This is a genomic window from Pseudomonas sp. F8002, from assembly GCF_013385495.1.
Taxonomy (GTDB): Bacteria; Pseudomonadota; Gammaproteobacteria; order Pseudomonadales; family Pseudomonadaceae; genus Aquipseudomonas.
This window is the reverse complement of record NZ_JACAPW010000007.1, coordinates 1-20,538: the sequence shown is the minus strand read 5'-3', so window position 1 is coordinate 20,538 and position 20,538 is coordinate 1. Positions and strand designations below refer to the sequence as shown.

Genomic DNA, 20,538 nt, shown 5'->3' with positions numbered 1-20,538 from the left:
CAAGCACCTCGGTACTTCAGACAAACCGAGTTGATCCTATCGCGGGCAAGCCCGGCTCCCACACAAGCCCGCTCCCACATTTTGCTCAGTGTTGAACTCAGGCTTGCAAATAGCGCAACACCGACTCGCAGATCATCGCCCGATGCCGCTGCTTGACCGCCTCATCCGACAACTCGATCTGAAAGATCTCGCTGAAGGTGTGGCGGTTGGACACCCGGTAAAAGCTGAACGAGTTGATCAGCAGGTGCACGTCCAGCGGCTCCAGCCCTTCCCGGAACAACCCCAACTCGGCGCCCCGGCGCAACGTGGTGCCAAGGGCTTCGAGGATGTTGCTGTTCATCGCCTTGATCGACGTCGACTGCTTTACATACTCGGCGTTGTGGATGTTCTCGATGCTCACGATGCGCACAAAATCCACGTTCTGATCGTGGTGATCAAAGGTGAATTCCACCAGCCGGCGGATCGCTTCCCGGGGCTCCAGGGCCGTCAGGTTCATCCGTGTCTCGGTGTTGCGAATGTCGCCGTAGAGTTTCTCCAGCACCTCGACGTAGAGCTGCTCCTTGCTGCCGAAGTAGTAATAGATCATGCGCTTGGAGGTCTGGATACGCTCCGCGATCGCGTCCACCCGGGCGCCGGAAAGGCCCTGGGTGACAAACTCGACGATGGCTTCCTGGAGAATGTTCTCGCGGGTCTTTTCCGGGTTGTTCTTGCGGCTCTTGCGCGGTGCGGTGGCCGCGGCGGGAAGCTCGGAGGTCAGGGTCATGGTGCGCTCACGGCCTTAGGTGCAGGCGCTGATTATGGGCCGCGCCGCACGCCGAAGGAAGCGCCGGCACCTTACAACCTGGCCTGGCGCACCGCACCGCTGCGGGACTTGGCCATGGCCGCCAGGCGCACCGCCACGTTGGCAGCACCGTAGCCGGCGTAACCGTTCTTGCGCTGGATGATCTCGAAGAAAAACCGGCCCTCGAACGGTTCGGTATAAACGTGAAACAATTCACCGCCCTGGGCATCGCGGTCGTAGAGGACATTGTAATACGCGAGCTGGCTGAGGAACTCGTCATCGAAATCAAACCGCGCCGCCAGGTCATCGTAATAGTTCAGCGGGATATCCAGCAGCGGCACGCCCGCATCCTTGGCCCGGCTGACCTCGGCGAAAATGTCCGCGCAGTCGAAGGCAATGTGGTGCACGCCCGAGCCGCGATAGCTCGACAGCGCGTGGGAAATCGCGGTGTTGCGGTTCTCGGAAATATTCAGCGGCAGGCGAATCGAGCTGCAACGGCTGCGCAGTGCCCGGCTTTTCACCAGGCCGTAGGGGTCGGGCAGCACCACTTCGTCGTCGGCTTCGAAATCCAGCAAGCTTTTGTAGAACAACACCCAACTGTCGAGGCTGTCGGCGGGCAAGGCCATGGCCATGTGGTCGATGCGCAGCAGGCCGCCGCTGGCGGCGTTCGCCGGTTGCAGGTTGAAGTCGGTGTCGTAGAGGCCGCCTTCGTGCTGGTCCACCAGGTAGATCAGGCTGCCATCCGGTGCGCGCACCGCTGCCAGCTCCAGCTCGTTGGGGCCGACCAGCCCACGATACGGCTGGCCCTTGTAGGCCACCGCCCGCTCCAGGGCCTTGGCGCTGTCCTTGACGCGGATCGCCGTGGCGCACAACGACGGGCCGTGGGCCTCGAAGAAGTTATGGGCGAAGGAATAGGGTTCGCAATTGAGGATCAGGTTGATATCGCCCTGGCGCAACAGGCTGACGCTCTTGGATCGATGCTGCCCGGCCTTGACGAAGCCCAGGCGCTCCAGCCATGAAGTGAGCTTGGCGCCGAGGTTTTCATCCACGGCAAATTCCAGGAATTCGATGCCGTCGTATTCGCTGGCGGCCGGGGTTTCAAACAGGATCTCGGGAACCGGCGTCGCTTCTTGCTCCAATCGCTGGCGGGTTTTCTCTTCGAGGTACAGCAGCGAGCGCAGGCCGTCGGCGGCATTCGCCCGGGTCGGCGCGGCGCGGAAGCCGTCGTTGAAGATTTCCAGGGACAACGGCCCGGTGTAGCCGCTCTTGATGATCGGGGCGAGAAAGCCCGCCAGGTCGAACTCGCCCTGGCCTGGGAAGCAGCGGAAATGCCGGCTCCATTCCAGTACATCCATGGCGAGGATCGGTGCATCGGCCATCTGCACAAAGAAAATCTTGTCGCCGGGAATTTCGGCAATCGCACTCGGGTCGCCCTTGAGAGACAGGGTGTGGAAGCTGTCGAGCAACACGCCCAGGCTCGGATGATCGATCTTGCGCACCAGGTTCCACACCTGCTGCCAGGTGTTGACGTGCCGGCCCCAGGCCAGCGCTTCATAGCCGATGCGCAAGCCCCGGCGGCCAGCGTGTTCGGCCAGCAGGCTCAGGTCATCCAGCAGAATGCTTTCATCGCCCACGGAATCGGCTGACGCGTTACTGCACACCAACACCAGGTCGGTGCCCAGCTCCTGCATCAAGTCGAACTTGCGCTCGGCCCGCTCCAGGTTGCGTGTCAGGCGGTCGCGGCGGCAGCCCTCAAAGTCCCGGAACGGCTGGAACAAGGTGATGGCAATGCCAAGGTCGGCGCACATTTGCCTGACTTCACGCGGGCTGCCGTCGTAATACAGCAGATCGTTTTCGAAGATTTCCACGCCATCAAACCCGGCAGCCGCGATGGCTTCGAGTTTTTCCGGCAAGGTTCCGCTCAAGGAAACGGTGGCGATGGAGCGTTGCATGGGGCTACTCCCGGCATTGAGGCATGTCTTGTTTACGGCAAATTATTGGCCGCCAGGTTCATCACAGCAATTAAAATGTACGAACCGGTTAGTTTTATGGGCGATTATCGAACAGAATGGCAATCGGCGAATTGACGATTTTTTAGCCGCTGCGCACCATCGACAGCACATTGAGCCCCGCTTCCATTGAGCGGCCTCGGTTAACCAAGACCCTGAACACACCATAAAAATTTCAAAAAAACGGGTACTTCCTCATGCCTTCGCAAAATCCCGCCGTGGCCGTGGGCCACAGCAATCCCCATAGCGGCATCGGTGACAAAATCCGTGGCGCCATGGCTGTCGGTAAAACCCGCTGGGGCATGCTGGCCCTGGTGTTTTTCGCCACTACCCTGAACTACATCGACCGCGCCGCCCTCGGCGTGATGCAACCGATCCTGGCCAAGGAAATGAGCTGGACGGCGATGGACTACGCCAACATCAACTTCTGGTTCCAGGTGGGTTACGCCATCGGCTTTGTGCTGCAAGGCCGGTTGATCGACCGGGTCGGCGTCAAGCGCGTGTTCTTCTGCGCGGTGCTGCTGTGGAGCCTGGCCACCGGCGCCCACGGCCTGGCCACCTCGGCGGTGGGCTTTATGGTCTGCCGGTTCATTCTCGGGCTGACCGAAGCCGCCAACTACCCGGCCTGCGTCAAGACCACCCGCCTGTGGTTCCCCGCTGGCGAGCGTGCCGTGGCCACCGGAATCTTCAACGCCGGCACCAACGTCGGCGCGATGATGACGCCGATGCTGCTGCCGCTGATCCTCCACGTGTGGGGCTGGCAGGCGGCGTTCCTGTGCATGTCGGCACTGGGCGGGATCTGGCTGGTGCTCTGGGGCTTGAAGTACTACAACCCGGAAGACCATCCAAGCGTGAAGCAATCGGAACTGGACTACGTGCAACAGGAAGTCGAACCGGAACAACCCCGCGTACCGTTCAGCCGTATCCTGCGGATGCGCGGCACCTGGGCCTTCGCCCTCGCCTACTCGATGACCGCGCCGGTGTTCTGGTTCTACCTGTACTGGCTGCCGCCGTTCCTGAATCAGCAATACAACCTGGGCATCAACGTGACTCAGATGGGCATCCCGCTGATCATCATTTACCTGACGGCGGACTTCGGCAGCATCGGCGGCGGGATCCTGTCTTCGTTCCTGATCGGACGCGGGATGAACCCGATCAAGGCGCGGCTGCTGTCGATGTTGCTGTTTGCCTGCTGCATCGTCGGAGTGATCATGGCCGCCGGCTCCAGCCACCTGTGGGTCGCGGTGTTTGCGATTTCCCTGGCCATCGGCGCGCACCAGGCCTGGACCGCCAACATCTGGAGCCTGGTGATGGACTACACGCCCAAGCACATGATGAGTACGGTGTTTGGTTTTGGCGGCATGTGCGCGGCCATCGGCGGGATGTTCATGACCCAGATCGTCGGCCATATCCTGACCGTGACCAACAACAACTACACCGTGCTGTTCACCCTGATTCCGGCGATGTACTTCATCGCGCTGATCTGGATGTACTTCATGGCGCCGCGCAAGATTCCGACCGTCGAGGTCTGAGTTTCCTACCTGCGCCGCTGCTGCCAGGCAGCGGCCAACCCGCTCAGGCAAATCACCCCGATCCCGACCACGGTGGTCAGGTCCGGGGTGTGGTTGAACACCAGCCAGCCCAACAACCCCGCAAACACGATCTGGCAATAGCCGAACGGCGCCAGCAGGGCCGGCGCTGCAAAGCGGAAGGCCTGGGTCAGCATCAAGTGTGCGGTCATCCCGCAAGTGCCCAGCGCCAGCATCAGCACCCCGTGCCACAGGCTCGGCACCTGCCAGAAGAACGGCACCAGCGCGCTCATCACCAAGGTATTGCACAGCCCGGCGAAGAAGTTGCTGGTGGTAGGTGTGTCGTACTTGCTGAGGATGCGGGTGAGCAGTTGGTAGAAGCAGAAGAACAACGCCGACGTCAGCGGCAACAACACCGCCGGGGTGAACAGCTCACCGCCCGGGTGCACAATGATCAGCACCCCGATAAACCCGCAAATCACCGCCAGCCATTGGCCGCGGGTCACGTGTTCGCCCAACAGCGGCACCGACAACGCGGTGACCAGGATCGGCGCAAGAAAGTTGACTGCCGTGGCCTCGGCCAACGGGATAAAGTGCAGCGCCGCTGTAAAGAACAGGCTGGTGCCCAGCAGGCACAACGCCCTCGCCACTTGCAGTAAAGGGCGTTTGCTGCGCAGTACCCGCAGGCCCGATTGCGGCAGGAAGATCCCGGCCATCAACAGCGTGTGCACCAGGTAGCGGGCCCACACCACCATCACGATCGGGTAGAACCCGGCCAGGTATTTGGACAGCGCGTCGTGGCTGGAAAACAGAAAGGTTGCCACCACAATCAGCAAAATGCCTTTGAGCGGGTGGTTGACGCCGGAAAGTGGGGTGCTGAGGGTCATTGCATTCTCTTGAGTGGCAGGCTGAAATGACCGCCGCATACCGCGGCATAATCTAGAACGGGTAAAGCGCCTCGCTCAAGAGCATAACCAAACACTGTTCGAACAGCGCACTAAATTGCGGTTTTCCAGTCCAACGCTTCACGCCGCCCCGCCCACTGCGCGTTTTTTAACCAAGGCCTTCTCACCATGAAAAAAACCCTGTTGATTCTTTCGACCCTGACGCTGCTCAGCGCCTGCGACAAGCAAGCCGAGACCGCCAAGGCGCCCGCCCCGCCGTCTGTCCAGGCAACGTTGGTACCGCAAGTGCTGCCCACCGACAAATGGGTCGGCAAGTGGATTGGCGTCGAAGGCCTGAACCTGACCATCGCCAAGGACGACAGCATCGGCCGCGGCCACTATGTACTGACCATGAAATACGGCCTGGATGACGACGATTCCGGCACCTTCAAGGGCCAGGCATCCGAAGACGGCATCACCTTTGAACGCCCGGACGGCCCGCAGATCCTGAGCGCTGGCGACGGCGAAGCCACTGGCCTGAAATGGCTGGCCGACAAGAAGGACTGCCTGATCGTCGACACCGGCGAAGGGTATTGCCGCGACTGACACAAGCTTCATACAGGTCGGACGACACAGCGTTTAGCATCGTCAGACAGCCGGACTGGCGCCAACCCTACACACCAACAACACTGAGCTGCAGGTTCACAAAGAGGATTGCCACATGCTATGGAAAAAAGGCCGACGCAGCGACAACGTGGTAGACGCCCGCGATGACAGCGGCGGCGGTGGCGGTGGCATGCGTTTTGGGGGCGGCAAGGGCCTGAGCCTGACGGCCATCGTGCTGATCGTCGGCATCGGCTGGCTGACCGGCCAGGACCCGATGCAGATCCTCGGGCAACTCAGCGGCCAGCTCACCGAGCAAGCGCCCTCCGTCAGCCCGCAAACCCGCCAGGCGCCGCCGGCCAATGATGAACAAGCCGACTTCGTGCGCGCCGTCCTCGGCGACACCGAAGACACCTGGGCCCAGGTGTTCCAGGAAAACGGCCTGACCTACAAGAACCCCAAACTGATCCTGTTCCGTGGCCGGGTGAACTCCGCCTGCGGTGGCGCCACGTCCGCCAGCGGGCCGTTCTATTGCCCGGCAGACCAACAGGTATACCTGGACCTGGATTTCTTCCGGGAAATGTCCCAGCGCTTCAAGGCCGCCGGCGACTTCGCCCAGGCCTACGTGATCGCTCATGAAGTCGGACATCACGTGCAGACGCTGCTGGGCATCTCGGCGAAGATTCAGGCAGCCCGCCAGCAAGGCCGGCAGATGCAAGGCGACGGCGGCCTGCTGGTGCGCCAGGAGCTGCAAGCCGACTGCTTCGCCGGGGTGTGGGCCAACCGCGCGCAAAAGCGCCTGAACTGGCTGGAGCCCGGCGACATTGAAGAAGCACTGAATGCGGCCAACGCGATTGGCGATGACCGCTTGCAGCAACAGGGCCAGGGCCGCGTGGTGCCTGACTCGTTTACCCACGGCACCTCGGCACAGCGGGTTCGCTGGTTCAAGACCGGCTTCGCCCAGGGCCAGATCACTCAATGCGACACCTTTACCGCCAAGAGCCTTTAAATGAATAAACGACTGGGTCTGCTGTTAGGTTTGTTGATCACCTGTTCCTCCTCCACCTGGGCTGCCGAACATGGCGTCAAGGTGGTCAGTCCCGATCGTTTTCACCTGGATGCCGGCGACCTGAGCGTCGGCTTGAGCCAGGACTGGCGCCAGCCGCTGCCTCAAGTTACCCGCGCGCTGATCATCGTGCATGGCCGTTTGCGCAACGCGATGACCTACCTGGACAGCGGCGAAAAAGCGGCCGAAGCCGCAGGACAAAACGCCAATACCCTGGTGATTGCGCCACAGTTCCTCAACCAGACCGACCTCAAGCGCAACCAGATCGACAGCCAGACCCTGCGCTGGAACAGTAACGACTGGATGGCCGGCGAGCCGTCCACAGGCCCGGGCCAGATCAGCTCCTACGGCGCGCTGGACCAGATCATCAAGCACCTGGGCAACCGCAAGCTGTTCCCGAACCTGAAGGAAATCGTGGTGGCCGGCCATTCCGGTGGCGGCCAAGTGGTGCAGCGTTTTGCGCTGACCGGGCATGATCACCCGCTGCTGCAAACCGAGGGCATCAGCCTGCGTTATGTGGTGGCCAACCCGTCGTCCTACGCGTACTTCAGCCCACAGCGTCCGGTGAAATTCGATGTTGCCAGTTGCCCGGGCTTCAACGACTGGAAGTACGGCATGCAAAACCTGCCGGCCTACGCCAAGGGGCAAAGTGCCGAGCAGCTGGAGCAGGCTTACGTTTCGCGTAATGTCACTTACTTGCTGGGCCAGCAGGACACCGACCCGAATCACCCGGCGCTGGACAAGAGCTGCGGCGCTGAAACCCAGGGCGCGTATCGCTTGATTCGCGGGCACAATTATTTTGACTACCTCAAGCAGCGGCACCCGCAGTTGGGCCACAAGCTGGTGGAAGTGCCGGGGGTAGGGCATAACGGGGACAAGATGTTTACGTCGCCTGAAGGGCAGAAAGTACTGTTCCAATAACCACTGAAGAAACCGGATCAAAAATGTGGGAGCGGGCTTGCTCGCGAATGCGGTGGATCAGTCAGCCTATGTATTGACTGACACACCGCATTCGCGAGCAAGCCCGCTCCCACATTGGATTTTCATCGACCGGACTAAATCATCCGGCGCAATACCGCGCAATCTTCGGCATGCCAATCCGCCAGCTCCGGCCACGGGTTATCCGGCAAGTTAACCAACACCGTCCTGGTCCCCGCCGCCCGCCCGCAATCCAGATCAAACCGGTAATCACCGACCATCACCATCTCTTGCGGCGCCACTTCCCACGCTTGCGCCAGCTTCAACAAACCACCCGGGTCAGGCTTGGGCGGCGCATCATCACGCCCCAACACATCCTCGGCCGCAAAGCAGTCCGCCAGGCCGATCGCCTGCAATGTCACATGGGCCAGCTCCCGCGCATTGCGCGTCAGGATGCCCAGGCGATAACCCCGCCCGGCCAATTCGCGCACCAACTCCACCGCACCGGTAGCGGCTACCGAACCCAGCGCCAACTCGCGCTCATGCGCAAGCAACCACGCATGCTTGGCCGCTGCTTCATCGGCGGGCAACGCCGCCAGGTGCGTAAGAATGTCGTCAGTCGCCGGAATATCCAGGGCCACGCGGATCGCCGCAAAATCATGCACGGCCACCGTCAGGGTGCCATCCATGTCGAACACCCAATGCTTCACATCACTGAGGCTCATGCCCAGTCCTTGCGATGACGAATCAAGCCTTCCTGGGTAACGGATGCCACCAGTTGTCCGGCGCGGTTGTACACGCTGCCCCGGGAGAACCCACGGGAGTTGCCGGCCCATGGGCTGTCCATGGCGTAGAGCAACCAGTCATCGGCACGCAGGTCGGCGTGGAACCACAGCGCGTGGTCGAGGCTGGCGACTTGCATGTCTTTCTGCCACACGGTCTTGCCGTGGGGCAGCAGCGAGGTGGTCAGCAGGCCGAAGTCCGAAGCGTAGGCCAGCAGGTATTTGTGCAGCGCCGGCGAGTCAGCCAGGGCGCCGTCCGCACGAAACCACACGTATTTGACCGGGTCGGACGGCTGCGGGTTGTAAGGGTCCTTTTCGGTTACCGGGCGTACTTCGATCGGCTTCGGGCACAGCAGCTTTTCGCGCATGTGCTCGGGAATCAGGTGCGCGCGCTGCTGGGTCAGCTCCAGCTCCGACGGCAGGTTCTCCGGGCCGACCACCACGGGCATGGTGGTCTGGTGCTCGAAGCCTTCCTCGTCATACTGGAACGAAGCGCTGCAGGTGAAGATCGGGTTGCCCTTCTGGATCGCCGTCACCCGGCGCGTGCTGAAACTGCCGCCATCGCGCACCCGGTCAACCGAATACACCACCGGCAACGCCGCATCGCCGGGGCGCAGGAAGTAACCGTGCAACGAATGCACATGCCGCGCCTCTTCAACGGTCTGGCTGGCCGCCGACAGCGACTGGCCGAGCACCTGGCCGCCGAACAGCTGGCGAAAGCCCAGGTCCTGGCTGCGGCCGCGAAAGAGGTTTTCCTCGATCGGTTCCAGGGTCAGCAGGTCCACCAGATCTTCCAACACTTGGCTCATAGAGCATCTCCTACAACAATCTATTGGGCATTCCGGGCTGCTTATCCGTGCAGCGTGTCCAACCATTGGGCGCGGGTGATGCGATACAACACATGATGCCGCAAGGGGTCATCGGCTGCGACCTTGGGGTGTTCAAAATCTGCCTGGGGATCGTAATGCATACCGATGGCCTGCATGACCTTTTGTGATGGCAGATTGGCTTCAGTGGTAAACGAAACGATTTCGTCCAGCTTCAGCCGGTCGAAACCACAGCGCAGGGCAGTCCAGGCGGCTTCGCTGGCGTAACCCAGGCCCCAGTGTTCCCTGGCCAGGCGCCAGCCGATCTCCACCGCCGGAGTGAACGGTGCCTCGAAGCTCACATTCAGCAAGCCGGTGAGGCCGATGAATTCGCCGCTGTCCTTGCGCTGCAACGCCCACAGGCCAAAACCGTACTCGGCAAAATGGCCGCGAATACGCCCGATCAGCGCGGCACTTTCCAGGCGGCTCAAGGTGGCCGGGAAATACCGCATCACCTGCGGGTCGGCGCACATGCGCGCAAACTCCGGCAAGTCGGCATCGCTCCATTGGCGCAGCACCAGGCGTGCGCTTTCCAATTGCAGTATCGGCTCCATTGGTCCCCCTCCCTTGCCATGTGCGTGAGTGTAACGCGCTGTTAAGATCCGTCGCTGGTTCCCGTCAGAAATCGCCATGCCCTTGCCATTGATCTACCACGACGACTACAGCCCCGAGTTCCCGGCAGACCACCGCTTCCCCATGGATAAATTCCGCCTGCTGCGTGACCACCTGGTGGAGAGCGGCCTGACACGGGACAGCCAACTGCTGCGCCCGGAACTCTGCCCCGCCGAGATTCTGGCCCTGGCCCATGAACCTGGGTATATCGAACGCTACATGAGCGGCGAGTTGTCGCGCGAAGACCAACGGCGCCTTGGCCTGCCTTGGAGCGAAGCCCTGGCCCGGCGCACCGTGCGCGCGGTGGGCGGTTCGTTGCTGGCCGCCGAGCAGGCCCTGGAACACGGCCTGGCCTGCCACCTGGCCGGCGGCACCCACCACGCCCACTACGATTACCCGGCGGGTTTCTGCATCTTCAATGACCTGGCCGTGATCAGCCATTACCTGCTGGCCAGCGGGCGGGTCAACCGGGTGCTGATCTTCGACTGCGACGTGCACCAGGGCGACGGCACCGCACGCATCCTCCACGACACCCCGGATGCAATCACCGTGTCCCTGCACTGCGAAAAGAACTTCCCCGCGCGCAAGGCGCAAAGCGACTGGGACATCCCGCTGCCGATGGGCATGGGCGACGCGGACTACCTCAAGGTGGTCGACGATGCCCTCAACTACCTGCTGCCGCTGTATCAGCCCGACCTGGTGCTGTATGACGCCGGCGTGGATGTACACAAGGACGACGCCCTCGGCTACCTCAAGCTGACAGACCAAGGCGTCGCCGCCCGCGATGAAAGCGTGATGCGCCACTGCCTGGGCCGCGATATTCCGGTGGTCGGGGTGATCGGCGGCGGCTACAGCAAAGACCGCCCTGCCCTGGCCCGTCGCCACGGGATCCTGCACCACAGCGCGCAGCGCGTCTGGACGTCATCAGGCTGTCATTGAGTTATGCGCGTTACCCACAATCGCTGTGGAACTGCCTGTGGATAACCTGAGTGAAAGCCCCTGCAGGCCATAGGCCGCCTGGCCTGCAGAAGGCTGTATGTTTTTTGATCAGGCAGCATGGGCATCCTCGGGTAGAATGCTCGGCCTACTTTGCCGAACCGCAGTTATCCCCATGCCCCAGACTCAAACCCCATCTCAACACGTCATCATCATCGGCGGCGGCCCGGCCGGGTTGATGGCCGCCGAAGTGTTGAGCCAGGCCGGGGTCCGGGTCGACCTGTACGACGGTATGCCGTCGGTTGGCCGCAAGTTTCTGCTGGCGGGCGTGGGCGGCATGAACATCACCCATTCCGAACCTTACCCGGCGTTTCTGGCGCGCTATGCCGAACGGGCGCCGTGCATGGCGCCGTTGCTGCGTCAGTTCGGTGCCGAAGCGTTGTGCGAATGGATACACGGGTTGGGGATTGAAACCTTTATCGGCAGCTCCGGCCGGGTGTTTCCTACTGACATGAAAGCCGCCCCGCTGCTGCGGGCCTGGCTCAAGCGCCTGCGCGACCAGGGCGTAGTTATCCACACCCGCCATCGCTGGCTGGGCTGGAATGCCGATGGCAGCCTGCTTATCCACAGCCCCGAGGGCGACAAATGTCTGCGCGGGGATGCGCTGTTGCTGGCCTTGGGCGGTGGCAGTTGGTCGCGCTTGGGCTCGGATGGGGCATGGCTGAAATTGCTGGAAGACAAAGGCGTGCCTTACGCGGCGTTGCAACCGAGCAACTGTGGCTTCGAGGTGTCGGCCTGGAGCGAGTTGATGGTCAGCAAATTCGCCGGGGCACCGCTGAAAAACGTCGCCATTGGCCTGGCAGACGACAAGCCACGGCTGGGGGAATGTGTGGTCACCGCCACGGGCATCGAAGGCAGCCTGATCTATGCGTTGTCCGCACCGATTCGTGAGGCGATCAACCGGGATGGATCGGCCACAGTGCACATTGACCTGCTACCGAGTAAGCCACTGGACAAGGTGATTGCAGCGCTGAGCAAGCCGCGCGGCTCGCGCTCGATGAGCAAGCATTTGCACAGTCAATTGGGATTGGATGGGGTGAAGGCGGCGCTTTTGCGCGAACTGTCACCCGCGGAGCACTTCAATGATCCGGCGCAGCTGGCGGTGGATATCAAGGCGCTGCCGCTGACGCTGGTGAAAACCCGGCCAATGGATGAAGCCATCAGTACGGCGGGCGGTGTGCCGTTTGAGGCGCTGGATGAACGCCTGATGATCAAGCAATTGCCGGGCGTTTTTTGCGCAGGCGAGATGCTGGACTGGGAAGCGCCGACGGGCGGGTATTTGCTGACGGGGTGTTTTTCCAGCGGGCAGGCGGCAGGGCGCGGTGTTCTTGAGTGGTTGAGGCCAGCCACCCCGGCATGACCCACTCACCGCATCACCGCCCGGCAGCAAAGTTACCTCTGACTCAACTGGCTGTTAGATCGGGATAGGCACGTTTAAAAGCTGTTACTTGCTTCTGCAGGAAAGCATCCTCTTCAGGCAGTACAATTTTCAGATTTTCTATATAACCTGAATACGCACTGAAGAGTCTGGAAGGATCACCGTGTTTCAAATCGTTCCATTCCTGCTTGAAGGCGTAGCTGAGTTTCTGGCCCTCTTCCTGACTGGTATAAAGCATATCCTGTAGATACTTATCCAATGACGCCCTTATCTCAGGACTGATCGAATAATTAGCCTCATACAACGAGATCAACTCTCTGAACGAATGGATTGCCTGCCCATACTCGCCGCGCGCCGCATGATCTTCAACCCGGGACCTTAATTCGGCCACACGCAACTCTACCTGCTTGAAAGCTTTCTCGTCAGCGGCCTTGCCTTTCTTGATTTCGCCGTCTACAACAACGCCGCCGATAATGCCCGCCGCCGCCAGGACCGGCAAAACAAAAGGTACTAAAAACGCAGCCATATCTACATCTCCATCTAAGTTCGTCATTCAGAAATCAGTTTCTGACTCAACCTCAGTGGAAATGAAGCATTTTAAGTTCCAGCACTTAAATACGGCGACAATTACAAAAAATATCCAAATCACAAGCAATAACTCATCAAGGATGACGAGGCACAACTTGACGCGAGCGGAATTGCTCCGCTCACGGTAGTCACTATGCGTTTACTTGACAACCAACAAACCCTACTTCTTTTTCCGCGGCCCGGTGTTAAACACGGGCACCTTACGCACTGGCTTGATCGAAGGCTCGACCGGCGTCGCCTCCCCGCTGTCCACCCACTTGCCCAGGTTGCGCTTGCCACCACCGCCGCCCGACGCCTTGGGTTTCTTCGGCTTTTTCGGCTTCTTCACCACCTGACCAGTGGCATCGGTATCCGGCACACGGTGCTCCGGTTCGAAGTCCTGCTCCATCTTCCGGGTCAACGTCTGACGGGTCAGCATCTCGATGGCCGACAGCATGTTCACTTCATCGGCGCACACCAGGGAAATCGCCTCACCGGTGTTGCCCGCACGACCGGTACGGCCGATGCGGTGGATGTAGTCCTCGGCCACGATCGGCAGGTCAAAGTTGACCACCAGCGGCAAGTCTTCGATATCCAGGCCACGGGCCGCCACGTCGGTGGCCACCAGGATCTGCACGTCGCTGCTCTTGAAGCGATCCAGCGCACGCTGGCGCGTGGCTTGTGGCTTGTCGCCGTGAATCCCGTCGGCATTGATGCCCAGGCCCTGGAGTTTTTCCACCAGCGCGTCTACACCGTTACGGGTCTTGGCGAACACCAGCACCTGCTTCCAGCGGCCCTTGCGCATCAGGTGCACAAACAGCTCGGCCTTGCGCTTCTTGTCCACCGGCACCACCCATTGCTTGACGGTGTTGGCGGCGACGTTGCGCGGGCTGACTTCGACGGTCAGCGGGTCGTTGAGCATCTGCCCGGCCAACTGGCGGATCTCGTCGGAAAAGGTTGCGGAGAACAGCAAGGTCTGGCGCTTTTTCGGCAGCATGCGGTAGATGTTCGCCAGTTCTTCGGAGAAGCCCAGGTCGAGCATGCGGTCGGCTTCATCCAGCACCAGGGTTTGCAGCTGGTTGAGCTTCAGCGCGTTCTGGCGGAACAGGTCGATCAGGCGGCCAGGGGTGGCAACCAGCACATCCACACCTTTGCGCAGCTTCATCATCTGCGGGTTGATGCTCACGCCGCCGTACACGGCGTAAGTGGTCAGCGCCACGTTTTGGGCGTACTCGGCGACGCTCGCATGAACCTGCTCGGCCAGTTCGCGGGTCGGGCACAGGATCAGCGCGCGCACCGAGTTGGCGCTGACTTTCGGCCCTTCCATGGTCAGCAGTTGCAGCAGCGGCACGGCGAAACCGGCGGTCTTGCCGGTGCCGGTCTGGGCCGCAGCCATCAGGTCACGGCCTGCCAGCACCGCTGGAATGGCTTGCGCCTGCACCGGCGTCGGGGTCTGGTAGCCAAGCGTCTCAAGGGCACGCAGCAAGGGTTCGATCAGGCCAAGTGTGGCGAAAGTCATGGAAATACCGTAGGAAAAAGTCAGCGCAAGGTCGCAATGCGCGGCAGTTTACCTTATTTCCGGTTTTGGCTTTCGCCACTGTGGCAGGCTGATCAGCAGCACCGCGCTGATAATCACCAACATCGCCAGGGCTTCTTCCGTGCCGATGGTCTCGCCGACAAACACTATCCCGAGCAACACCGCCACCGCCGGGTTGACGTAGGCATAGCTGGTGGCCGCCGCGGGGCGTACGTGCTTGAGCAGGTACATATAGGCATTGAAGGCGATGATCGAGCCGAACACGGTCAAGTACGCCAGGGCCAGCCAGCCTTCCAGCGGCGGCATGGCTTGCAGGTGTTCGCCGCTGACGGCACTGAGCAATAGCAGCACGAAACCGGCGATCAGCATCTCCGCCGCACTGGCCATCGCGCCTTGAGGCAGCGGCAAATGCTTGCTCCACACCGAACCAAAGGCCCAGGCCGCCGCCGCAAAGATCAGCAAGGCCGCACCGGTGGGGCTCGATTGCAGGTTGGAGCCCATATTGAGCATGGCGATGCCGATAATCCCCAGCACCACCCCGGCCCATTCCAGACGGGTATTACGCGCGCCCCAGAAATAACCACAGAGCAAGGTGAACAACGGCACCGTCGCCACCGCCAACGCGGCAACCCCGGACGCCACGCCCGTATGTTCGGCCACACTGACCGCACCGTTGCCGAAGGTCAGCAGCAAAATGCCGATCTTCGCGGCAGCCTTCCACTGCACCCACGTCGGCGCCGGGGCCCCACGCCAGCGCAGGAAGGCATACATCAGCGCGCCCGCCGTCATAAAGCGAATCCCCGCCAGCAACAGCGGCGGCCAGTACTCCACACCAATGCGAATCACCAGGTAGGTAGACCCCCAGATCACATACAACGCAAAAAAGGCGGCGATCAACGGTAAGGGAAAGCGACGTGGGCCAGGCATTGGGCAGCTCTGTGGCAGGACAAGGGAGCGTTATTTTAGAAATCCCCGGCCGTAAACATAAGTTACAAAACCTGTTTAAAGCGCCAGTACACTTTTCAAAACATGGTTATCAAGGCTATAAACCGTGCTTTCGAAAGCTATGCATTCCCGGAGCCTTATCATGGACAAATACGACCGTATGCTTCTCAGCGCCCTGCTGGAAGACGGCCGCGCGTCCTACGCGCAACTGGCGCGCACCGTGAACCTGTCTGCGCCCGCCGTGGCTGAGCGGGTGGCGAAACTGGAAGCCAGTGGTGTGATTACCGGGTATCAGGCCAAGGTCGACCTGTCGAAGGTGGGGTTGCCGATCCAGTGCGTGATTGAGTTGCGGTTGACCAATCATGGGAGCCAGAAGGTTTACGACGCGCTGTCGGAAATTCCCGAGTTGACTGAATGCCATCGGGTGACGGGCGATCCGTGCGTGATCATGCAGGCGGCGGTGGGCTCGATGCCGGAGCTGGAGAACCTGATCAATCGGGTGGCGAAATTCGGGTTCAGCAAGACCTCGATCATCTTGTCGAGCGCGATAGAGCGGCGGGTGCCGTTGGGGCAGTTGGAGGGGAATGGGAAGAGTGGCAACTGAACACGCCGCTCTGCAGCTCGTTCCCACGCTCTGCGTGGGAACGCATCCGGTGACGCTCTGCGTCACGACTTCAAGAGCGGACGCAGAGCGTCCAGGGCGGCATTCCCACGCGGAGCGTGGGAACGATCGCCATAGTTGACCGAGTTGCCTGAAACACCCTCGCTCAACTGTGGGAGCTGGCTTGCCTGCGATGACGTCAGTAGCTTCACTGATTCGAAGGTGGTGGTGGATCGGTCGCTGGACTGCTTACAGCCTCGATAACACCGCAAAACTAATGTGGGAGCGGGCTTGCTCGCGAATGCGGTGTGTCAGTCAGCGCATGTGTTTGCTGATACTCCGTATTCGCGAGCAAGCCCGCTCCCACATTTGGATCTTCGTCATGTTGAAGATGGAGTTCTGCTCAAGCGACTTAGAACCCGCGATGCTTCTTCAGGTGATCATTGATCTTCGCCGCCGGAACCTTCTGCAAGCTGCACAGCAATTCGTGTGACAACTCCCGCAACCCGTGGGTGCGCCGCAGTTCCTCGGCCAGGTGAGCGGTAAGGTTCGCCGCCATCTCCGCGTCCGCCATCGCCCGGTGGGCCTTGCCGGTGTGGGGCAGTTGGGCAAATGAGGTCAGGGTACCCAGCTTGTGATTCGGCGCCGCCGGCATCAAGCGTCGCGCCAGCAATAGCGAACAGGCAAACTTCTGCAAACGCGTACGCCGGATCAAGCCCAGCTCGAAATCCCAGAACTTCTGGTCAAACGCGGCGTTGTGGGCCAGCAGCGGCGTGGTGCCGACAAACTCGTTCACCTCGTTCATCACCCGCTCCGCCGACGGTGCGGTGCGCAACATGGCGTTGCTGATGCCGGTCAGTTGCTCAATAAACCCCGGCACACGCACACCAGCGTTCATCAGGCTCTGGTAGCGGTCCACGATCTGGCCCTGCTCCAGGATGACCACGGCGATTTCCGTGGCCCGGCAGCTGCTGCTCGGCTGGATGCCGGTGGTTTCAAAGTCGATGACCGCTATACGTTCCAAACCTGTTCCAACTCCGTCAAAAATCTATTTAAGCAGCAACGCGCCTTCAATCGGCACGTAGCGGCTGGCGGCGCGTATCAATGAGTTGGCCGTCAGCCCCGGCACGCCGTAGGCCACGGCTTCGACGCCGTGCTTGCTGATGATGCGGTCCAGCAGCATGTCGAAATCACCGTCGCCGGAGGCCAGCACCACTTCGTCGACATGGGCGGCGGCGTCCATGATGTCGATGGTGATGCCCACGTCCCAGTCGCCCTTGGCCGAGCCGTCGCTGCGCTGGATGTAGGGCTTGAGCTTCACGGTAAAACCCAGGTTGCGCAGGATCTGCTGGAACTGCTGTTGCTTGCTGTCGCCACGGTCGATGGCATAGGCATACGCCTCGACAATCTGCCCGCGCTGGCTGATATCAGCCCACAGGGCGGCGTAGTTGAAGTGACAGCCGTACGCCTGGCGCACGGTGTAGTAGAGGTTTTGTACATCGGCGAACACGGCTATCTTTTTCACCGCAAATCCTCATGACACGCGCATGGACCCCGGACTCAAAGGCCCGGAAAGGTTGCCAGTATGCCAGCCACACGGGAGTTTCCGAGAAAAATCAGCCCGGGGCGACGAAGCGCCCCGGTTGAGTGTGGGTCAGACGAAGGAATCGTCGTCGCCAAAGGAGGAGGAGTCGTCGGAATAGTCGTTGTCGGCGAAGCTGTCGGAGGCGTTGTCGCTGCCCCAGCTGTCGTTGCCGGCATATTTCTGGTCGTCGTTGCCCCAGTTGCCGTTGTCGCTGGCCGGGGCCGGCTCTTCGCGGATGATCTCTTCAACCACTTGCGGTTGTTGCGAGTTGTGGCTGAACAGGCTGCTGATGCCTTCTGCCAGCATCACACCACCGGCCACGCCAGCTGCGGTTTTCAGGGCGCCGCCGAGGAAACCGCTGCCAATCGGCGCTGCGGGTGCCTGTTGTGGCTGCTGATAGTTCTGCTGGGGAGCACCGTAGTTCTGCTGCGGCGCAGGTTGCCCGCCAAACGACGGACGCGCCGGTTCACGCCAGCCACCGCCCGACGACGCCGGTGCGCTCTGGGTCGGCTGCGGGTCACGGGAACCGCCGCCGAAAATGCTCGACAGGAAACCGCCACTGCTCGGTGCAGGCTGCGCCGCCTGGGACCTGGCCTGTTGCAGTTGGTCCTGCAACTCCTGGATCTGCTGGGCCTGCTGCTTGTTCTGCGCATCGAGGCTCTTGATCGCGTGCTCTTGCACCAGAATCGACTGGGTCATGTAGTACGCAGCGGCCGGTTGGCGAGTGACGTGTTCCTTGATCCGCGCTTCAGCCTGGGCGTCGCGGGGGGCTGAGTCCGTTTCGGCTTGCTGCAACCGTGAAAACAGTCCGTCGATCAGGGTTTGTTCTTCGCTGTTCATGGCGACCTCGTTAGATTGCCGGTAGAAATCTTCGCCTTGCGCACGATGTGCAAGGTACAACCCAGTTATGGGGCTGTTGCTGATTGTTTCAATGGTCTTTACGCAAGGTTTACGTTTGCTTGCATCTGCTCATGATCGGTTAAAGTAACGCCCTTGCTTTTCGGCCTGTGAAGACCCTGATGAATCCGTTAGACGTATTGCGCGACTCCTTCTTCTTTTTCAAGCGCAACCTGGGCGCCATCGTGCAGTTGTGCCTGCCACTGGTGATCCTCGAAGCCCTGCTGCAACAGGTGCTCGACCACACTCTCGGCCCAGACGCGTTTCCCGGTTACAGCGTGGTGATCGGGCTGCTGGTGTACCCGCTGTACACCGGCGCACTGATCCTGTTCCTCGACGCCCGCACCCGGGGTGAATCGCCGCGCACCCTGGATGTGCTGGCCATGGCCCTGACCCTGTGGCCGCGCTTTGCCCTGCTGACGGCAATCAGCACGCTGCTGATCCTGCTGGGCCTGTCGCTGTATTTCCTGCCCGGCCTGTGGCTGATGGTGGTGCTGGCTTTCGCCGAATACCTGCTGGTGCTGCGGGGCATGTCGGCGCTGTCGGCCATGAAGGAAAGCCTGCGCCTGACCCGTGGGCATTTCTGGCGGATCCTGGTGTGCCTGCTGTGCGTGATGACCCCGCTGTGGTTGCTCAAGGGCGCCAGCGTGGCGGTCTATCCGGACCCGAACCCGCTGCTGGGCCTGCTGATCGACAGCGCACAAAGCTTCCTGCAACTGTTCACCAGCGTGGTGTTGTTCCGCCTGTTCATGTTGATTGGTGGCGACGCCGACGCGCGGTGATATGCTCCGGGCCTGTCCTGCAACGCCATAAGCCGAGCCGATGACCCGACTACTGCGCATTACCTTGGTGGGCCTGCTGATCCTCGCGGCCCTGCTGACCGGCTTGATCTACAGCCTGACCTGGCGCCCTGCCGACAAGGAAACCCTGCCCATCCGCTGCGTCGCGCCCCGTGCGCCGACCCTGCTGCCTGGGCAGGCGCTAAAGGTCATGACCTGGAACGTGCAGTACCTGGCGGGCAAGAACTACGTGTTCTGGTACGACACCCCGGACGGCAGCGGCCCGGACGACCGCCCGACCGTTGAAGACATGGCTTCAAGCCTCGACGAAGTGGCTCGGGTGATCCGCGACGAGCAGCCCGACATCCTGCTGTTGCAGGAAGTCGACGAAGGCGCCAAGCCTTCCAGCTACCAGGACCAACTGGCCTTGCTCCAGGAGCGCCTGGCCGACCTCTACCCGTGCAGCGCCCAGGCCTTCGACTGGAAAGCCGACTTCGTGCCCGACCTGCATATCTTCGGCAGCGTCGGTCGCAAGCTGGTGACCATGAGCCGCTACCAGATCGAACACGCCGAGCGCCTGCAATTGCCGGTAGCACGCGCCAACCTGATCAGCCGTCAGTTCCAGCCCAAGCCCGCGTTATTGCTGACCTACCTGCCGTTGAGCGATGGCGGCCAGTTGGCCGTGCTCAATACTCGCCTGGACGGCGCGGCCCCCGGGCACAACGCCGTGCTGGAACAGGTGCAGGCGACCGTCAAGCTGGTGGATAAATTCGAGAGCCGCGGCACGCCATGGCTGATGGGTGGGGATTTCAACCTGCTGCCGCTGGGACAGTTCCTGCGCCTGGACCCCGGCAAGCGCGGACAATACTCGCCGGACAGTGAGCTGCACCTGCTGTGGGAAAAGTACCCGATGATCCCGAGCAACAGCCAATCCAGCGGCATTGATCGGGATAAATGGCTGACGTACTTCCCGAATGACCCAACCGTGGACGGGCCGGATCGTACGCTGGACTACCTGTTCTACAGTTCGCGTATCAAAAAGGTTGAGAGCACGGTGCGGCAGAGCGATACGGTGCTTATCTCCAATCACTTGCCGGTGATTGCGCGATTCCTGTTGCCTGCCGCGCAGTAACTAACACTGCAAAATGGTGTGGGAGATTCTATGGTTGGGGGGAAGCCCCCAAAACCGCTTTCGACTGGTAT

At 61.2% G+C, this 20,538-nt stretch carries 21 protein-coding genes; 9 read left to right on the top strand and 12 right to left on the bottom strand.

Translation table 11 applies throughout. From position 1 onward, the window contains the following. Positions 1-97 precede the first annotated feature (97 nt). Together HX811_RS07735 and quiC are read right to left on the bottom strand one after the other, a co-directional pair. Positions 98-763: a TetR/AcrR family transcriptional regulator gene (locus HX811_RS07735; protein ID WP_003215538.1), complete on the bottom strand. Its 666-nt coding sequence runs from the start codon at positions 761-763 to the stop codon at positions 98-100. A gap of 71 nt (positions 764-834) precedes the next feature. Next, positions 835-2,733 carry a 3-dehydroshikimate dehydratase QuiC gene (gene quiC / locus HX811_RS07730; protein WP_008436616.1) on the bottom strand — a complete coding sequence of 633 codons (1,899 nt, stop codon included), beginning with the start codon at positions 2,731-2,733 and terminating at the stop codon, positions 835-837. 254 nt (positions 2,734-2,987) lie between these two features. On the opposite strand from quiC, the gene HX811_RS07725 reads away from it, so the two are divergent. Continuing rightward, complete coding sequence (locus HX811_RS07725; protein WP_003215533.1) at positions 2,988-4,322, top strand: MFS transporter; 1,335 nt, start codon at positions 2,988-2,990, stop codon at positions 4,320-4,322. A gap of 5 nt (positions 4,323-4,327) precedes the next feature. Here HX811_RS07725 and HX811_RS07720 read toward each other — a convergent pair whose 3' ends face one another. Next, a complete protein-coding gene (locus HX811_RS07720) occupies positions 4,328-5,206 on the bottom strand; it encodes a DMT family transporter (protein ID WP_003215531.1) in 879 nt (292 codons plus the stop codon). A gap of 186 nt (positions 5,207-5,392) precedes the next feature. Between HX811_RS07720 and HX811_RS07715 the strand changes: the two genes are divergently transcribed. The 3 genes from HX811_RS07715 to HX811_RS07705 all read left to right on the top strand — a co-directional run bounded on the left by HX811_RS07715 (position 5,393) and on the right by HX811_RS07705 (position 7,793). Then, positions 5,393-5,809, top strand: a complete 417-nt coding sequence (locus HX811_RS07715) for a hypothetical protein (RefSeq protein WP_008436613.1) — start codon at positions 5,393-5,395, stop codon at positions 5,807-5,809. 115 nt (positions 5,810-5,924) lie between these two features. Continuing rightward, complete coding sequence (locus HX811_RS07710) at positions 5,925-6,815, top strand: neutral zinc metallopeptidase (protein ID WP_003215526.1); 891 nt, start codon at positions 5,925-5,927, stop codon at positions 6,813-6,815. Then, positions 6,816-7,793: a hypothetical protein gene (locus tag HX811_RS07705; protein ID WP_003215523.1), complete on the top strand. Its 978-nt coding sequence runs from the start codon at positions 6,816-6,818 to the stop codon at positions 7,791-7,793. A gap of 134 nt (positions 7,794-7,927) precedes the next feature. Here the strand turns inward: HX811_RS07705 and HX811_RS07700 are convergent, their stop codons facing one another. From HX811_RS07700 to HX811_RS07690, 3 genes are read right to left on the bottom strand one after another with little or no spacing between them, the layout of a single operon-like run. Then, positions 7,928-8,515: an HAD family hydrolase gene (locus tag HX811_RS07700; protein WP_177045439.1), complete on the bottom strand. Its 588-nt coding sequence runs from the start codon at positions 8,513-8,515 to the stop codon at positions 7,928-7,930. Continuing rightward, positions 8,512-9,381, bottom strand: coding sequence for an acyl-CoA thioesterase II (gene tesB / locus HX811_RS07695; RefSeq protein ID WP_003215520.1), 870 nt, complete (start codon positions 9,379-9,381; stop codon positions 8,512-8,514). Before tesB ends, HX811_RS07700 begins: the two co-directional genes overlap by 4 nt. A gap of 41 nt (positions 9,382-9,422) precedes the next feature. Further along, on the bottom strand, positions 9,423-9,992 hold the full coding sequence (locus HX811_RS07690; protein WP_177045437.1) for a GNAT family N-acetyltransferase: 570 nt from the start codon (positions 9,990-9,992) through the stop codon (positions 9,423-9,425). A 76-nt stretch (positions 9,993-10,068) separates the two neighbouring features. Between HX811_RS07690 and HX811_RS07685 the strand changes: the two genes are divergently transcribed. Continuing rightward, positions 10,069-10,989 (top strand): histone deacetylase, encoded by a 921-nt coding sequence (locus HX811_RS07685; protein ID WP_008436610.1) that lies wholly within the window; start codon positions 10,069-10,071, stop codon positions 10,987-10,989. A gap of 172 nt (positions 10,990-11,161) precedes the next feature. Beyond that, a complete protein-coding gene (locus HX811_RS07680; protein WP_177045435.1) occupies positions 11,162-12,406 on the top strand; it encodes a TIGR03862 family flavoprotein in 1,245 nt (414 codons plus the stop codon). A 43-nt stretch (positions 12,407-12,449) separates the two neighbouring features. Here the strand turns inward: HX811_RS07680 and HX811_RS07675 are convergent, their stop codons facing one another. The 3 genes from HX811_RS07675 to yedA form a co-directional block, all read right to left on the bottom strand. Next, positions 12,450-12,977 (bottom strand): hypothetical protein, encoded by a 528-nt coding sequence (locus HX811_RS07675; protein WP_256344399.1) that lies wholly within the window; start codon positions 12,975-12,977, stop codon positions 12,450-12,452. Between the two features lie 195 nt (positions 12,978-13,172). Then, positions 13,173-14,510 (bottom strand): DEAD/DEAH box helicase, encoded by a 1,338-nt coding sequence (locus tag HX811_RS07670; protein ID WP_177045433.1) that lies wholly within the window; start codon positions 14,508-14,510, stop codon positions 13,173-13,175. A gap of 48 nt (positions 14,511-14,558) precedes the next feature. After that, on the bottom strand, positions 14,559-15,455 hold the full coding sequence (yedA, locus tag HX811_RS07665; protein WP_008436601.1) for a drug/metabolite exporter YedA: 897 nt from the start codon (positions 15,453-15,455) through the stop codon (positions 14,559-14,561). 160 nt (positions 15,456-15,615) lie between these two features. Here yedA and HX811_RS07660 point away from each other — a divergent pair, with 160 nt between their 5' ends. Then, positions 15,616-16,077: an Lrp/AsnC family transcriptional regulator gene (locus HX811_RS07660; RefSeq protein ID WP_003215506.1), complete on the top strand. Its 462-nt coding sequence runs from the start codon at positions 15,616-15,618 to the stop codon at positions 16,075-16,077. 409 nt (positions 16,078-16,486) lie between these two features. On the opposite strand, the gene HX811_RS07655 is transcribed toward HX811_RS07660, so the two are convergent. From HX811_RS07655 to HX811_RS07645, 3 genes are all read right to left on the bottom strand, one after another. Further along, positions 16,487-17,098, bottom strand: coding sequence for a PolC-type DNA polymerase III (locus HX811_RS07655; protein WP_003215504.1), 612 nt, complete (start codon positions 17,096-17,098; stop codon positions 16,487-16,489). Between the two features lie 24 nt (positions 17,099-17,122). Then, positions 17,123-17,599 (bottom strand): NYN domain-containing protein, encoded by a 477-nt coding sequence (locus HX811_RS07650; protein ID WP_003215502.1) that lies wholly within the window; start codon positions 17,597-17,599, stop codon positions 17,123-17,125. 129 nt (positions 17,600-17,728) lie between these two features. Continuing rightward, on the bottom strand, positions 17,729-18,499 hold the full coding sequence (locus HX811_RS07645; RefSeq protein WP_008436594.1) for a DUF2076 domain-containing protein: 771 nt from the start codon (positions 18,497-18,499) through the stop codon (positions 17,729-17,731). Positions 18,500-18,678: 179 nt separating this feature from the next. Here HX811_RS07645 and HX811_RS07640 point away from each other — a divergent pair, with 179 nt between their 5' ends. Both HX811_RS07640 and HX811_RS07635 read left to right on the top strand, forming a co-directional pair. Continuing rightward, positions 18,679-19,338 (top strand): YciC family protein, encoded by a 660-nt coding sequence (locus HX811_RS07640; protein WP_003215498.1) that lies wholly within the window; start codon positions 18,679-18,681, stop codon positions 19,336-19,338. Positions 19,339-19,378: 40 nt separating this feature from the next. Continuing rightward, positions 19,379-20,467, top strand: a complete 1,089-nt coding sequence (locus HX811_RS07635) for an endonuclease/exonuclease/phosphatase family protein (RefSeq protein ID WP_177045431.1) — start codon at positions 19,379-19,381, stop codon at positions 20,465-20,467. Positions 20,468-20,538 lie beyond the last annotated feature (71 nt).